The sequence below is a fragment of the Streptococcus parasanguinis genome, from assembly GCF_001069785.1.
Lineage (GTDB): Bacteria > Bacillota > Bacilli > Lactobacillales > Streptococcaceae > Streptococcus > Streptococcus parasanguinis_T.
On sequence record NZ_JVSR01000082.1, the window covers coordinates 44,245 to 59,145 of the forward strand.

The following is a 14,901-nucleotide window of genomic DNA, read 5'->3' on the forward strand; positions in this document are numbered from 1 at the left end:
TTAATTCTAGGTTGTTAGATCATAGATTGCTACAATTTCGTCTTCTATGACTTCGCCAGTTTCTTTAAATCCATAATGGAGATAGCAAGATCTCGCTTGATTATTTTCCGGTTCATAAGATAACCAAAGACTTGTTGCTTTTCCAGCTGGCTCTGTTCGAACAAAGTCAATGACTGCATCCATAGTCGGTTTAAAATAGCCTAAACCTTGAAATCGTTTATCGATCATAAAACGAAATAACAAGTAGTTCCCCTTACTGATCCCAATTTTCCGGTCATAGGCAATCATAACAAAACCAACTAATACTTCCTTATCATAAACTGCTAAGGGAGCTATAAAATCACCATTTTTATCATATACATAGGCTTCAGCTAAACTAACGGAATTGGATGCAATAAAATTCCTTTGGTTTGGATGAACTTCTAGATTTAAAACGTCAAAATAATTCTCTATTGTAATATCTTTTAAACAAATAGACATTTTTACCCTCTTTAAAACGTTCTAGACGCTTTCAGTTGGTATGTCCGGATTAAAATAATGCTTGCGGCAAACCGAGATATAGGTCTCGTGTCCACCAATCTGGATCTGCTCTCCGTCGTAGACAGGTTTGCCCGCTTGGGTGCGCAAGACCATGGTCGCCTTACGGGAACAGTATTGGCAGATGGTTTTGATTTCCTCGATCTTGTCGGCTAACAAGAGGAGGTGTTTGGAACCTTCAAAGAGTTCATTTCGGAAATCATTTTTGAGGCCAAAAGCCATGACCGGCACATCCAGTTCATCCACGACCCTTGCCAAATCATAGACATGGTGGCGTTTCAAAAACTGAGCTTCATCGATTAAGACACAGTAAGGTTTGATTGCTTGGTTTTTAATAAAGCCAAAGATATCGGTTTCGTCTTCGATCGCAACGGCTTCCCGTTTCATACCGATTCGACTAGAAACCACCCCTACTCCATCTCTGGTGTCGATTGCTGATGTCATGATAACGACGCTCTTGCCTTGCTCTTCATAATTATGGGCCACCTTCAAGATCTCAATGGTTTTCCCCGAGTTCATGGTCCCATATTTATAATATAATTGTGCCATTTTCCTTTTGTTCTCTCTAAAATGTGTTTCATTATCATTTTACCATAATTTTGCTAAGCTTTGTATCCCAAAATGTGATAAAATAGTCCTATAAAAAATTTAGGAGGTGGCCATATGCCATTTGTACGAATTGACCTATTTGAAGGACGCACCTTGGAACAAAAGAAAGCCTTGGCCAAGGAAGTAACCGAAGCTGTTGTCCGCAATACTGGCGCTCCTCAGTCAGCTGTTCACGTTATCATTAATGATATGCCTGAAGGAACCTACTTCCCTCAAGGTGAAATGCGCACCAAATAATGGTTCCACTAAAAAAGCCTTTCTTACTTGTGATATCACATAGCAGGAAAGGTTTTTTCTTATTTTTCTTGGGCTTGACGTTCTGCTTTCCGTTCTTCGAATTCTTCGTCACTCATCAAGGTTCCGCCGACGTTGGCTGATTTGGCAAAGGCTGTATAGCGACGCAACCAACCGCTGGAGATTTTTGATTTGAATGGTTTCAAGTGTTTGCGACGTTCTGCAAGAGTTGCATCATCGACAAGCAAATCAAGCGTACGATTTGGAAGGTCAATCACGATTTCATCCCCATCTTCGATTAGGGCGATATTCCCACCTTCTGCTGCTTCTGGGGAAACGTGACCAATCGCAATCCCACGAGTAGCTCCTGAGAAACGACCATCCGTAATCAGTGCCACATCCTTACCAAGACCGCGTCCGACAATCTTAGAAGTTGGTGCTAGCATCTCTGGCATACCAGGACCACCCTGAGGACCTTCGTAACGAATGACAACAACATGGCCCTTCTTGACTGTTCCATTGTCAATCAACTCAAGGGCTTGATCTTGTGAATCGCAACAAATAGCTTTACCACGGAAAGTAGTCACAGATGGATCGACCCCACCGACCTTGATAACAGCCCCATCCTGAGCAATATTTCCGTAAAGGATCGACAAACCACCTACAGGTGAAATCGGATGCTCGATTGGATGGATAATTTCTTCATTTTTGATTTCAGCACCAGCTACGTTTTCTTTCAAGGTTTTACCAGTAACTGTGATACGATCACCCTTAATGGCACCTTTTTTGATCAACTGATTGATAATGGCTGGAACACCACCAGCTTCATGCACATCATGCATAGTGTAAACACTTGAAGGGGCAATTTTAGAGAGATAAGGTGTCTTCTTGGCAATTTCGTTGATATCTTTGAGATCATAGTCAATCCCTGCTTCACGCGCAATAGCGAGTGTATGAAGCACAGTATTGGTAGAACCACCCATGGCCATATCGAGCGCAAAGGCATCGTCGATGGCTTCTTTGGTCACAATATCCCGTGGGCGGATATCCTTTTTAATATTCTCTACCAATTGTTTGGCCGCTTGGCGAACCAATTCCCGGCGTTCATCTGAGACAGCTAGGATGGTACCATTTCCAGGAAGAGCAAGGCCTAATACTTCCATCAAACAGTTCATGGAATTGGCAGTAAACATACCAGAGCAAGAGCCACAGGTTGGACAGGCATTTTTTTCCAAGAAATCCAGTTCATCCATGCCCATATCACCAGCTTGATAAGTACCGACAGCTTCAAACAAACTTGAGAGAGTCGCCTGATGCCCTGTCATGTCAACGCCACCCTTCATAGGTCCACCAGAACAAAATACAGCTGGCACATTGGTCCGCATGGCTGCCAAAATCATACCTGGTGTAATCTTATCACAGTTGGGAATATAGAAAACACCATCAAACCAGTGGGCATTGATGACCGTTTCAGCAGCATCTGCGATCAACTCACGAGATGGCAAACTATAACGCATCCCGATATGGCCCATCGCAATCCCATCATCGACACCGATGGTATTAAATTCAAAAGGAATCCCACCAGCCTCGCGAATAGCTTCCTTGGCAACATCTGCTAATTCACGCAGGTGAACATGGCCTGGAACGATATCAATATAGGAGTTACAAATGGCAATAAAGGGCTTTTGCATATCCTTTGCTGATTTTACTTGCCCTGTTGCATAGAGGAGACCACGTGCTGGTGCCCGGTCGATCCCCATTTTGATCATATCACTTCTCATCTTGTTCTCCTTCTAGTTCTTCATTTCTACCTCCTAATCTTACCACTTTGACATCAATTGTCAAGAACTTTCAGAAAATTTATAATATTCACGGCACATAAAAAGCCTGGTTTCCCAGACTTCATTTTAGTTTGCCTGCTTTTTTTCGATCTGCCAAAGCCGAAGCTGGTAACAAATTCCACTCACGACAAGGCTAGAAATAAGGCCGATCCAATAAGCATAGGGACCCAAGTTGGTCACATGATCAAGGAAAATCCCTAGTGGGATAGAGATACACCAATAACTAAAAACGCCTAATAAGAATGGAACCGTTGTATCCTTATAACCCCGCAAAATCCCTTGTAGGGGTGCTGCAAAAGTATCAGCCACTTGGAAAAAGAGGCTATAAGTCATGAAAATCGCTGTTTGTTGCACAAAGACTGGGTCCTTGCCGTATAGCCCTGCCAGTTTGAAGCGGAATGTATAGAGAAAGACGAGGGTGACAATGGCAAAGCCAAAGGCTGTCAGTCGTCCCAAACGGCAATATTGTTTGACCACTTCTGGTCTTCCTGCTCCCAGTTCGTAAGATACGATAATCGCCATGGTACTGGAGATACTAACCGGGAAAGCATACATCAGGGTTGAAAAATTCATGGCTGATTGGTGACTCGCAATGGTCAGTGATGGGAATTTTGCCATTAACAAACCAACCAGCGAGAAGATGATAACTTCTGCAAAAACAATTCCACCGATTGGAAGCCCAAGTCGCAATACTTCTTTCATCCCTTTAAAATCATAAGGCTGTGGCTTCCACAATTGGAAAGGTGCTACCTTGGGATGCTTGCACAAGATCAAAACCGCAATGGCCAACAAGACCCAGTAGGCCAGAGAGGTTCCAAGACCTGCTCCTGCTCCTCCCATCTCAGGAAAACCAAATGCTCCATAGATCAGGATATAGTTAAAACAAGCATTCAAAGGCAAGAGCAAGAGCATCAAGTACATGGATAGACGCGTCATGCCCAAGGTATCGAGGAAGGTCCGCACGATACTAAAGAGCAACAAAGGTAAGATTCCTAGAGAAAGGAAATATAAGTAGCGAATGGCTATTTGAGCAACAACATTTTCTAAGCCGATCTGCTTGAGAATCATGGGTGCAATCCCCCAAACAAAGCCTATTAAGAGAATGGCCATACCAAATGACAGATAGAGGAATTGGTAAAAATCGCCAGCAATCCGTTCTTTATTTCCCTTGCCTAAATGATGCCCAACAATCGGTGTCAGCGCAGAGACAATCCCTGTCAGAAAAGTAAAAAATGGATTCCACAGACTGGTAGCTGTAGAAACACCAGCCAAATCAAGGGTCCGGTACTGACCAGTCATGGCTGTATCGACAAAGCTGGCCGAATAATTGGCCAATTGATAGATCAAAATCGGCAAAAATAGACTCAAAAACAAGCGCAAGCGCTCTTTAAAGTGATAGGTTACATACATGATTCTAACTCTCTTCTCATCAAATAAGATTTTCTCCTCTTCCACTCTACTATATGTTTCTTTAAAAGTCAAAAAAACCGAAGATCCAAGGACCTCCGGTTCATGTGAGATTAGTTTTTGTTGCGGTTTAAAATAGCATTGAGAACGATCGCCAAGACACTGGCAACGACAATTCCGTTCGCAAAGAACATTTGGAATCCTGTTGGAAGGCCATTGAAGAGGGTGCTGTTGTTCAAACCAACCCCTGCAGCAATCGATACAGCAGCGATCAAGAAATTGTGCTCATTGTGCTCAAAATCAACACGCGCAAGAATCTGCATCCCTTGAATCGATACAAAACCAAACATGACCAGCATCGCTCCCCCAAGAACTGGACTTGGAATGATTTGTGCCAAAGCTCCAAACTTAGGAAGAAGACCAAGAAGAACAAGGAAACCAGCCGCATAATAGATTGGGAGACGAGTCTTGATACCAGACAATTTCACCAAGCCAACGTTTTGTGAGAATCCGGTGTAAGGGAAGGTGTTGAAGATACCACCGAGGAGAACAGCCAACCCTTCAGCACGGTAACCATTGCGAAGGCGCGTGCTATTAATTGGATCTTTGGTAATATCAGAAAGAGCAAGATAGACACCTGTTGATTCCACCATAGAAACTGTTGCGATGATACACATCATTAAGATGGAGGTGATTTCAAACTTAGGAGCTCCAAAGAAGAAAGGCGTTGGAACGTGAACGACTGGTGCTTGAGCCACAGGTGTGAAGTCTACCAAGCCCATAGAAGCCGCAATGGCAGTACCTACGATCAAACCAATCAAAATTGAAATGGATTTAATAAAACCAGTCGTATAGATATTAACGACTAAAATGATGAGAATAGTCACCACAGCCAAAATCAAGCTTTGAACGGTTGGTTTTGGCGCATTATTTCCCATATTTCCAATCGCTACTGGAATCAAAGTCAAACCAATGGTGGTAATAACGGATCCCGTTACAATAGATGGGAAGAGATTGGCAATCTTAGAGAAGAAACCAGAGACAAGGATGACATAAATCCCTGAGACAATCAAGGCACCAAACATGGCACCACTACCATGGCTTGCCCCAATCATGCTGAGAGGCGCTACAGACTGGAAGGCAACCCCAAGTACTACCGGAAGGCCAATCCCAAAGTATTTATTGAGCTGCACTTGAAGGAAAGTTGCGACCCCACACATGAAGATATCTGTAGAGATGAGATAGGTTAGTTGATGAGCGTTATAGCCCAAAGCTCCTGCGATCATGATCGGCACCAAAATAGATCCCGAATACATGGCCAAAAGGTGTTGCAAGCCTAGAATGGCCGCCTGTGAATGGCTTTCTTGTTTTTGCATTAGATGTCTGCCTCCTTAAATACAACCTGACCATTTTCAAAACGGTCCAAACGTGCGAGGGATACAACTGGATATCCCAACTCTTCTAACAATCCCCGTCCATCTTGGAAGGATTTTTCAATCACAATCCCAATCGCTTCGACTTGAGCACCAGCTTGTTCGATGATTTGAATCAATCCTTTGGCTGCTTGACCATTTGCAAGGAAATCGTCAATGATCAAAACCTTGTCCGATGGATCCAAGAATTTTCCAGCAATCGAAACGGTGCTGGTGACTTGCTTGGTAAAGGAATAAACCTCAGCCGTCAAGATGCCCTCATTCATCGTGATGTTTTTCGCCTTCTTAGCAAAGATCATGGGAACATCCAAGGCTTCAGCTACATAAAGGGCAGGTGCAATCCCAGATGCTTCAATGGTTACGACTTTCGTCACGCCAGCATCTTTGAACCGGTCCGCAAAAGTCTGACCAATTTCTTTCATCAATTTGAAATCCACTTGGTGGGTCAAAAAGGAATCCACCTTGAGGATATTCTCACCCAAAACATTGCCATCTTTTAAGATGCGCTCTTCAAGTAATTTCATACTTCCTCCTACTTTTTTAAAAATCCTCTACTTCATTCACAAAATACAAAAAGGCCTGCTAAGCAAGCCTTGAAATCTCTCTAGAAAGAGAAATAGTCCCGACTTACTTATTGTTAGGTGTTCCGGCACCTTGTAGAAACATCACGCCCATTCGTGAAATAAATAAGTAATTCAATTAGTGTGCATCGCCATTCCAGATAGAATTCTTAACGATCACATAGTCAACGTGTTTCAAATCTGCTAATTTTCGGCCTCCTGCATACGAGATCGAACTTTGCAAATCTTGTTCCATTTCTGTCAGGGTGTCTTGTAAATGACCCTTGGCAGGCAATAAAATCTTCTTCCCTTCGACGTTCTTATAAGCGCCTTTTTGGTACTCTGAAGCAGATCCATAGTACTCCTTGAATGACTCTCCATCAATCTCTATTGTTTTACCAGGACTTTCGATATGTCCTGCAAAGAGAGAACCGATCATGACCATAGATGCCCCGAAACGAATCGATTTGGCAATATCACCATGTGTCCGAATACCACCGTCCGCAATGATTGGCTTACGCGCTGCTTTTGAGCACCAGCGAAGCGCAGCCAATTGCCAACCACCTGTACCAAATCCAGTCTTAACTTTGGTGATACAAACCTTACCAGGACCGATCCCGACCTTAGTCGCATCAGCTCCCGCATTTTCCAATTCACGAACAGCTTCAGGTGTTCCAACATTTCCAGCAATGACAAAGGTATCTGGTAATTCTTTCTTGATGTGTTGAATCATCCGAATGACACTATCCGCATGACCGTGTGCGATATCAATAGTGATATACTCAGGAGCATCTGCCTTTAATTGACTTACAAAGTCGTATTCGTATTCCTTAACACCGACTGAAATGGAAGCGATCAAACCTTGCTCATGCATGCGTTTGACAAAAGGAATCCGTCCCGCTTCATCAAAACGGTGCATGATGTAGAAGTAACCACCACGCGCCAACTGCTCTGCTACATTCTCATCCAAGATTGTCTGCATATTGGCAGGAACGACTGGAAGCTTGAAGGTATGCTTTCCAAATTGGACGGTTGTATCTGCTTCTGACCGGCTATTGATGATACATTTGTTGGGAATCAACTGAATATCTTCATAGTCGAAAATAGGAAATTCATTTAACATAGATTGAAAAATCTCTTTTCTAAAAACTGACCTACCTATGCGCAAGCGCATCGCTACGTCTCTTGACGTTTCCTTGATAGATTATACCAAAGATACGGACCTAATGCAATGGGAATGATTTTATAGGAAATAACGTTCGGAAATTACAAGACAAAAACCCGTTTCAAAAAGAGAAACAGGTTTTATTTATGAACATTTTGGAGCCAATTGTTGACTTCTCTAGCTACAATTTCAGGCGCCTCTGTATATAGTTCGTGCCCTAAACCATCTAGCAAGACTTGCTGGATCTGGGGATCTAGTTGCTTAAGAGCTTCTTTTCTCCATTCAGGCTCTTCTTGGTACCGAGGTCCAATAAAAAGGACAGGCAGGTCTGCCAGTGGAATCTGGTAAGTCTTCATCTGACGCCGTAGACGCAATAAGGCCAAGATCTTTTCTAGATCTAGATTTAATTCATATTGTTCACTTGCCGGATTCCAGCGATAGCTAGCCTCTACTGCTTTTCGCGCTATAGGAGTAGGATCTGCTTCCTCACCAAGTTCGGATAACATAGCTTCTTCTAAAGTTGCAAAGACTTGCTGCTGCATGAAGGACAAGGTGCCGTCTAGCTCTTCCTCAAGAGGCAGGATCTTTTCCATATCCAGATAGCCACCATCAAGGAGAATCAAAGCCTGGATCTGAGGAAACTCAGTAGCCAGATAACGAGCCAAATCTCCACCCAAGGAATGCCCAAATAAACAGATCTCTTCCACCTGGCCGATCTGCTCTTGAAACCAAGCACGAAGATCGTTTTCTGTCTGAATCATCTTCCTATAGGGATCTAGAAAGGTCACAGGAAAGCCTAGTTTTTCAATAAGTGGAGCCAGATGGTAGCTATTGCCTCCTAAGCCACCGATAAAATAAAACTGCATGTGTTTTGTCCTAACTGTTAAAATTCTAAAAACTATAAGTGATCTCGATGTTTTTCGTACCAGTCTCTGTATTCTTTATACGTATGGATCGGAGTTTGCTCATTTGTCTTTGGATCTGTTGCAATAACATCTAATTTATCCTGACCAACTGGCGCAAACCAATGGCGCATATCTTGGAAAATAGCTTCCGGATCATTGTAGTCTCCTTGTCTAACTACAATAAAGGCTAATCCTCCAATCCTCTTAAAATATTCAGGATATTCTTTAATAAAATTTAGCTGAACGTCTTTTCTTACTTTAAAATTCTTTCTGTAAGATAAATCATAATAGCTTATAAAACCGTACTCATTAGCTATATCAGCTAGATTGGTATAAGAAAATGAAAAAGGGCGCCATTTATATTCTGTCTTATCTTCAGGAAGTGCCCGTGTGATCTTCTCACTTTCTAAATCTAAAGCAACTTCTTTTTTATCTTTATCGTTCTCCTTATTTACCAAAGAAAGAACCATATAATCTCTACCATTATCCGAATATCCTCCTCTTGCCTGAAAGTCCAGTTTGTATCTCTGATCATAGGTTTGTAAAAGCTCGACCACGTTAATCGTTTTCGGTGGATTCTTCAAATGATTAAGATCATAGACATCAAATGATAATCCAACCGGTTGATTAGATCCGCTACCAATAAACTTATCTGTAGTTGCAACATAATAATTGGATAAAACAAAAGATCCATTAGCTCCACTCGTCTCATAATAAACATAGCGATTCTGAGATCCAAAAGTTTCGATTCTTTCTACCTTTGTTTTAACAATCTGTACTTCATGTCCTTCCTTCCACTGAACATATTTAGGCCAGGCATAGGAATAAGCTAAGTAGGCAAAGAGAGCTAGCAAAATTAAACTCACAATCGCCTTAGTTCGAAAGCTGAGGGCCTTTAGGTATTTCATTCGATTAACATTCTCCTATTTATTTCAAGTTTTTAATCAATTCTCTAGTTTTTTACACAAACTATTTCGATTAAACGAGGGGTTGGTATTACTCCGGCAATTCTATCTTCAAACACATATCCGTCGGTTGCAATACTTTCTGAACAGCTGCGAGAAAGGCCAAACTGTTGTCAGAAATTATCAAATTTTACTTTACTTCTTTTCTGGAAGTAGCAAAATCGTTCTAATCATTGTGATTTCCCCTGATAATACTCCAGCAAAGGAAGTAAATCTGCTCTCCAAGGAAATTTTTTTGTCAACTCTATACACGAAGTTACCCCTGAACGCTCATCTACATATGCCCCAGCGTTTAAAAGAGCCTTGTATAAAGGAAGTAAATCTTCAGTAGAGGCTTTTAATGTCGCAATTGCATATGAGAGAGGTGTTCCACCGTGAGAATCCATCACATTCACATCTGCTCCATTCTGTATAAGAAGCTCTGCTTCTTCTAAAAGATATTTTGGATTAGCAGACCAATTTGCTTTTGAAGAACCCAATAGTAAATGAAGAGCCGTACTCTTAGATTTTGATTGATGATTTACATCAATTTCTTGATGAATCAGATATTCTGCGATTTGCATTCTATCAGAAAAATCACTAGATTCCGTAAATAGTAGCTCTAACATGGAAAGATTGTCATTTGTGAATTCTTGATGTATTTCTCCATTATAGTATTTCTGAAACGATTTTAAATCTGCATTTCTAATAGATGACTCTAAATCATAAACTCTCATTCTTTCTACCTTTTTATTTTTTAATCAAACTTTCTATCCCTTTGAAAAGAATTTCTGAAATAGCTTCTGGATAGCCTTCATAGCCATTCCGTTCTGAAAGGGCATCAATGATATTTCTAATTTGACCGTCTAATATAATGGTTACTGCAGGAACGAGTTCATCTGAACCCTCTTTTTTAAACATCTCTTGCACATAATTGATACTTTGTTACTCATAATTTCCCCAATCCAACTATATTTTTTCTCTTATTTCTCTCTCGATGTGACATAATATCAGCGAATCGTGTTGTGATTGGCAAACGGCTATCTTTTGTAACAAATTCTAAAACAAATTCCCGAGTCGTTTCCAGATCAATCCAATTCCCACAAGAAATATAGATGGGCTTGACATCTTGATGAGTCCGTAAAACTTGCCCATAAATTTCACCGTTTTTTACAATATTTGTATAAGCTCCCTCACGATTTTCAGGGTCAGTATATTGTGCCCCGTCAATATGGTAATAGTTTTTAGCGACGCCAATCGTCGGCTTATTCAAGTAGAAAGAAGCGTGTGTCGCTATCCCCATATTGCGCGGATGTAAATATCCATTTCCATCAAACATATACAAATCTGGTATAACACCTAAAAGTTTTACTGCCTCTAAAATCAAAGGTAACTCTCGAAAAGCTAAATAACTAGGAAGATAAGGAACATGGATTTCGTCAGAGTAACTCACTTCCTCCAACACTTCCATAGTTTTACGGTCGATGACAACGATACATGCAACACCATATTCCTTATCTCCTTCTTTCCAATAAGCAAGGTCCACTCCTGCCACATACTGGATTTCAGAAGGTATGAAACGATTCGTTAAGTCAATCTGAGATCTCAAGTGATTTTGTTCTACTTCAAATTCATGTCTAAAGTCGATAAATCAACACCCCACTTTTTTGCTATCTTGAAATCATCTTCGGTAGGCTCTGTTTTTTCTTCAATAACTTTACCAGTCTCATCATATTTTTTATAGAGAATTTCTCCTCCTGCAATACAATAAGAAACCGACTCAATATCACCATTTTCAAAATATTCTTTTTGAATTCCTTCGGCTGAACCTCTGTCTTGATTATTAATACTTTTAATTTTTCCATTAGAATAAAAGTAGACAGCTAGACCATGCCTATACCCATTATCTATATATCCATAAAACTCTAATTGACCATCTGAATATAAATCATAGGCTAAACCAGTATAAGGAACCTCTTCTCCTAATTCATTTTCACAGACAATTTGTTCATAGAATTCTCCGCCCCAGTCTAGTTCATCTTCAAAACAAACACCATCACGAAGAACTTCTTCTTTTGTTAAAATTTTATCTTCTGTCATTTTCCAACCTTAAAGTTTATTTTGTTGCGTTCCTTCCGCAACCAAATCATATGGAAAATACGGAAGCCCTTCTAGCTGTTTATAATCCAATCCCTTCAATTTGCAGAGAGCGCCTGATTCAAAGGACCAATAACCATAATAACTTCTGTTATTGGTTTTATGTAAATTGTACCATCCTGTATCTCTGCTACCTTGGTACCATTTCTTAGCCACATATTCTTTAAGCAAATTTAGAGCTTGTTCAGAATCCTCTTCTTCAATAATTTTTCTGGTAAAACCATAAGGCTTTGGAAAATTATAATTCAGTCGAATCTTCCACTCTGGACGTCGATATTGAATCAGATAGTCAATCAAATAGTCCTCTGGGTCATCCTTCTTGACCAAATCTACTAGCTGATTGAATATATCCTCCTCAACATCTAACAAAATTCCAATAGAGAGGGCCCAGACCATTTGTTCATAGCCAGAATTGCCTTGCCAAGATAGTTGCAAACTCTCTACATACTTAATATACTCACCCTTGAAATCTTCAATAGAATAACCCGCAGTATAAGTCGCTATCATAACTTCTTTTTGGTACCGACATATTGATGATCTTATATTCGAAATGACAACTTTATTGTCCAAAGAAAATTTTTGGATTCCTTCTTTCTCATCCTGTTCAATTACTTGAATTCGTTCTTCAGAATCCTGAATGGCTTTTTGAAAAACTTGGATTAGTCCATTGATATTATTTTTATTTGAAAACGTGTCTCTTAGTTCCAATTCTATCTTCTTTCTAAGTCCTTATATAGATTATCTATATATTCCACCTTCTGCGACTAAATCGTATGGGAAGTAGGAAACTCCTTCTAGATGTTTATATTCCAATCCCTTAATTTTACAAATAGCGCCTGATTCAAAAGACCAGTAGCCATAATAATTATCAATGTTGCGCTTATGCAAATCATACCAGCCTTCATCTCTACATCCCTGATACCATTTTTTAGTCAAGTATTCTTTCAAGAGAGATATAGCCTTTTCAGAATTTTCTTCCTCTATAATCTTTCGGGTAAAGCCATAAGGTCTTGGGAAATTATAGTTTATCCGAATCTTCCATTCTGGATGACGAAACTGAATGAGATAATCGATTAAATAATCCTCAGGATCATCTTTCCTTACCAAATCTACCAATTTATCAAAAGTCGTTTCATCAACCTCTAACAAAATACCAATGGAAAGGGCCCATAGCATTGCATCATATCCTGAATTGCTATGCCACACAGGGACAAGACTATCAACATATTTAAGATACCCTTCTCTCAATCTCTCAATAGAATATCCCGCAGTGTAGGCGGCTATCATATTCTCCTTCTGATAAATAGAAATATCAAGTTGTACTGATTTGATAATTTCTTCAACCGGTCGTTTGTATGAATTTTCCCCTTGTTTTAATTTTGTTAATTCTTGAGTCCACTCATCAATAGATAATTTATTAATTTGAATTAGTTCATGAATTTTCTCTTCAATAAAAATAGTATCTCTTTTCACAGCTTATCCTCCAATAATTATATAGAGATTTTCATAGGCATTACATTATCAGATAGAATACAAAATAGTTCTTTCCCTCTAATAATTACTATTGATGGACAATATTTCAGCACTTTCTGGTATAAGTGGGGATAAATGATCAAGAATTTCTTTTGGACTTCTATCACCATTAAAAGTTAGATAATAGGCACTATCCTTTTCTTTTAAAATTTTGTAAGCCTTTGGATATTCCTTCCGAATAGGTAGATCTTTATTTTTGTCAAATAATTCTTTTTTGATGTTTACAGTATTATAGTTCAAATCAAGACCATAATGTAGTAATTTATCTCCTGGTGAAGAATCACCTTGATAATTTTCATTGATTGAATAATATAATCCCTCTATTCTTTTGCTGTCCTTCTGATAATCAATGAATTCACCCGTTTCCAAATCTAAATAATATGGTTTAATTTCTGTCTTAGAGACCGGAATACCATTCACCTTTTTTTCTGTACTCTTTTTAATATTGACCGACAACACTTCTTTTCCGTTAGGTAGTGTATTTAAAGATGGACCAACTGTACTTAATCCCCAGCCTTCACCTTTTTCTCGAAGCCATTTTAATACATCAACCTCTTTCTTTTTTAAAGTTTGATCTTTTGTATCATAGATTAATAAACGATAGGTACTTCCACCTTTTTTGCGCGACATCGTTTTAAAATTCTCTCTAATGATAAAACGTTTACCTGCCATGATAACATCATTGTTATGATATTCAACCTTACTTTGTGGATCGTTCTTAAGGTGCTTACGAATTTGTTTATCTTCTTCCGGATCTTTACTAACCCACTTTGCTACGATGCCCTTATCTCCTAGAAATTCATAATCACCAATTTCGTAATCACCACTGTAAGTGTACACATTATTGTAATAATCTTCTTTTTCTTGTTTATCTTGGTAGTATTTCCAGACAAATAATCCTAAAATTGCAACAAAAATCGCAGACAATATTGCAATCTTTTTAAATCTCTTCATTCCTTCTCCCTCTTATCTGCAGGCCCTTATATAATACTCAGTCAGGTCCTCACAAACAAACCGTAAATCTATTATCTACTATCATACCGAAATACAGTTTGAAGTTCAAGTTAGTCACTAGCTAGGGGAATTAGATAAGTAAAAAGACACCACAGGGTCTCTTAGAATGTAAAAAAACTATCTTAAAGTATAATAAGTTGAAAAATATCGAAACTTTCCACTATGGGTAAAGTGTTAGAAACAATTGTGTTTCTAACACTCGGGAGTTTTGGAACTTTAGGTCCAAAACTAAGTCATGGAACTTCGAAGAAGTTCGCTGACGTCCGTACTCACCTAAGGAAAGTTTTTGATACGACTTGTCTTCAATCTCAGACCGTTGAGCTCTCTCTTTTTATTTGCTTTCTTCCAAATAAACAGGACACAAAAAAATCCACTCACTCGGGGTGAAATGGATTGTTTCTTTATTAACGGTTCAACAAGAAATTGAACAATTTTTCGACAATTTTTACGACCAACCAGCATAAGAATCCGATATAGCTGAAATAGAAAATGAGTGACAAAATCGTAATAATCATGGTTTCCTCCTTCGTCGATTGCAAGTACTTGTCTTATTATACCTTTT

Annotated in this window: 17 protein-coding genes, 1 pseudogene and 1 riboswitch; of the genes and pseudogenes, 1 reads left to right on the top strand and 17 read right to left on the bottom strand. The window is 39.5% G+C overall.

Annotated features, from left to right (window positions below; genetic code table 11):
* Nucleotides 1-6: 6 nt before the first annotated feature.
* Nucleotides 7-480, bottom strand: a complete 474-nt coding sequence (locus tag ADG03_RS07405; protein WP_049473224.1) for a GNAT family N-acetyltransferase — start codon at nucleotides 478-480, stop codon at nucleotides 7-9.
* Nucleotides 481-501: 21 nt separating this feature from the next.
* On the bottom strand, nucleotides 502-1,086 hold the full coding sequence (locus tag ADG03_RS07410) for a thymidine kinase (RefSeq protein WP_049473225.1): 585 nt from the start codon (nucleotides 1,084-1,086) through the stop codon (nucleotides 502-504).
* A 114-nt stretch (nucleotides 1,087-1,200) separates the two neighbouring features.
* On the opposite strand from ADG03_RS07410, the gene ADG03_RS07415 reads away from it, so the two are divergent.
* Nucleotides 1,201-1,383: a 4-oxalocrotonate tautomerase gene (locus ADG03_RS07415; RefSeq protein ID WP_001117401.1), complete on the top strand. Its 183-nt coding sequence runs from the start codon at nucleotides 1,201-1,203 to the stop codon at nucleotides 1,381-1,383.
* Nucleotides 1,384-1,442: 59 nt separating this feature from the next.
* Here ADG03_RS07415 and ilvD read toward each other — a convergent pair whose 3' ends face one another.
* The 15 genes and pseudogenes from ilvD to ADG03_RS07480 form a co-directional block, all read right to left on the bottom strand.
* A complete protein-coding gene (gene ilvD / locus ADG03_RS07420) occupies nucleotides 1,443-3,161 on the bottom strand; it encodes a dihydroxy-acid dehydratase (protein ID WP_013903555.1) in 1,719 nt (572 codons plus the stop codon).
* A gap of 126 nt (nucleotides 3,162-3,287) precedes the next feature.
* Nucleotides 3,288-4,631: an MATE family efflux transporter gene (locus ADG03_RS07425; protein WP_049473226.1), complete on the bottom strand. Its 1,344-nt coding sequence runs from the start codon at nucleotides 4,629-4,631 to the stop codon at nucleotides 3,288-3,290.
* Between the two features lie 110 nt (nucleotides 4,632-4,741).
* Nucleotides 4,742-6,004: a nucleobase:cation symporter-2 family protein gene (locus ADG03_RS07430; RefSeq protein ID WP_049473227.1), complete on the bottom strand. Its 1,263-nt coding sequence runs from the start codon at nucleotides 6,002-6,004 to the stop codon at nucleotides 4,742-4,744.
* Entirely contained in the window at nucleotides 6,004-6,585 is a 582-nt protein-coding gene (locus tag ADG03_RS07435) for a xanthine phosphoribosyltransferase (RefSeq protein ID WP_003001484.1), read from the bottom strand. Before ADG03_RS07435 ends, ADG03_RS07430 begins: the two co-directional genes overlap by 1 nt.
* 90 nt (nucleotides 6,586-6,675) lie before the next feature.
* Nucleotides 6,676-6,771: riboswitch (purine riboswitch) on the bottom strand.
* Nucleotides 6,761-7,744 carry a GMP reductase gene (gene guaC, locus ADG03_RS07440; protein ID WP_049473228.1) on the bottom strand — a complete coding sequence of 328 codons (984 nt, stop codon included), beginning with the start codon at nucleotides 7,742-7,744 and terminating at the stop codon, nucleotides 6,761-6,763. It overlaps the preceding riboswitch by 11 nt.
* A 182-nt stretch (nucleotides 7,745-7,926) precedes the next feature.
* Nucleotides 7,927-8,652, bottom strand: coding sequence for an alpha/beta fold hydrolase (locus ADG03_RS07445; RefSeq protein ID WP_049473229.1), 726 nt, complete (start codon nucleotides 8,650-8,652; stop codon nucleotides 7,927-7,929).
* Between the two features lie 32 nt (nucleotides 8,653-8,684).
* Nucleotides 8,685-9,599 (bottom strand): hypothetical protein, encoded by a 915-nt coding sequence (locus ADG03_RS07450; RefSeq protein WP_049473230.1) that lies wholly within the window; start codon nucleotides 9,597-9,599, stop codon nucleotides 8,685-8,687.
* Between the two features lie 88 nt (nucleotides 9,600-9,687).
* Nucleotides 9,688-9,774, bottom strand: a pseudogene (locus tag ADG03_RS12040) (DUF6572 domain-containing protein); the annotation flags it as partial.
* Nucleotides 9,775-9,826: 52 nt separating this feature from the next.
* On the bottom strand, nucleotides 9,827-10,372 hold the full coding sequence (locus ADG03_RS07455) for an ankyrin repeat domain-containing protein (protein ID WP_049473231.1): 546 nt from the start codon (nucleotides 10,370-10,372) through the stop codon (nucleotides 9,827-9,829).
* 13 nt (nucleotides 10,373-10,385) lie between these two features.
* Complete coding sequence (locus tag ADG03_RS11230; RefSeq protein ID WP_239667202.1) at nucleotides 10,386-10,556, bottom strand: hypothetical protein; 171 nt, start codon at nucleotides 10,554-10,556, stop codon at nucleotides 10,386-10,388.
* A 28-nt stretch (nucleotides 10,557-10,584) separates the two neighbouring features.
* Nucleotides 10,585-11,244 (bottom strand): endonuclease V, encoded by a 660-nt coding sequence (locus tag ADG03_RS07460; protein WP_192832144.1) that lies wholly within the window; start codon nucleotides 11,242-11,244, stop codon nucleotides 10,585-10,587.
* A gap of 11 nt (nucleotides 11,245-11,255) precedes the next feature.
* Nucleotides 11,256-11,735, bottom strand: coding sequence for a toxin-antitoxin system YwqK family antitoxin (locus ADG03_RS07465; protein ID WP_049473233.1), 480 nt, complete (start codon nucleotides 11,733-11,735; stop codon nucleotides 11,256-11,258).
* A gap of 9 nt (nucleotides 11,736-11,744) precedes the next feature.
* A complete protein-coding gene (locus tag ADG03_RS07470) occupies nucleotides 11,745-12,500 on the bottom strand; it encodes a PoNe immunity protein domain-containing protein (RefSeq protein WP_049473234.1) in 756 nt (251 codons plus the stop codon).
* Nucleotides 12,501-12,530: 30 nt separating this feature from the next.
* Nucleotides 12,531-13,265, bottom strand: coding sequence for a PoNe immunity protein domain-containing protein (locus ADG03_RS07475; protein WP_049473235.1), 735 nt, complete (start codon nucleotides 13,263-13,265; stop codon nucleotides 12,531-12,533).
* 78 nt (nucleotides 13,266-13,343) lie between these two features.
* Entirely contained in the window at nucleotides 13,344-14,279 is a 936-nt protein-coding gene (locus ADG03_RS07480; RefSeq protein WP_049473236.1) for a hypothetical protein, read from the bottom strand.
* Between the last annotated feature and the right edge of the window lie 622 nt (nucleotides 14,280-14,901).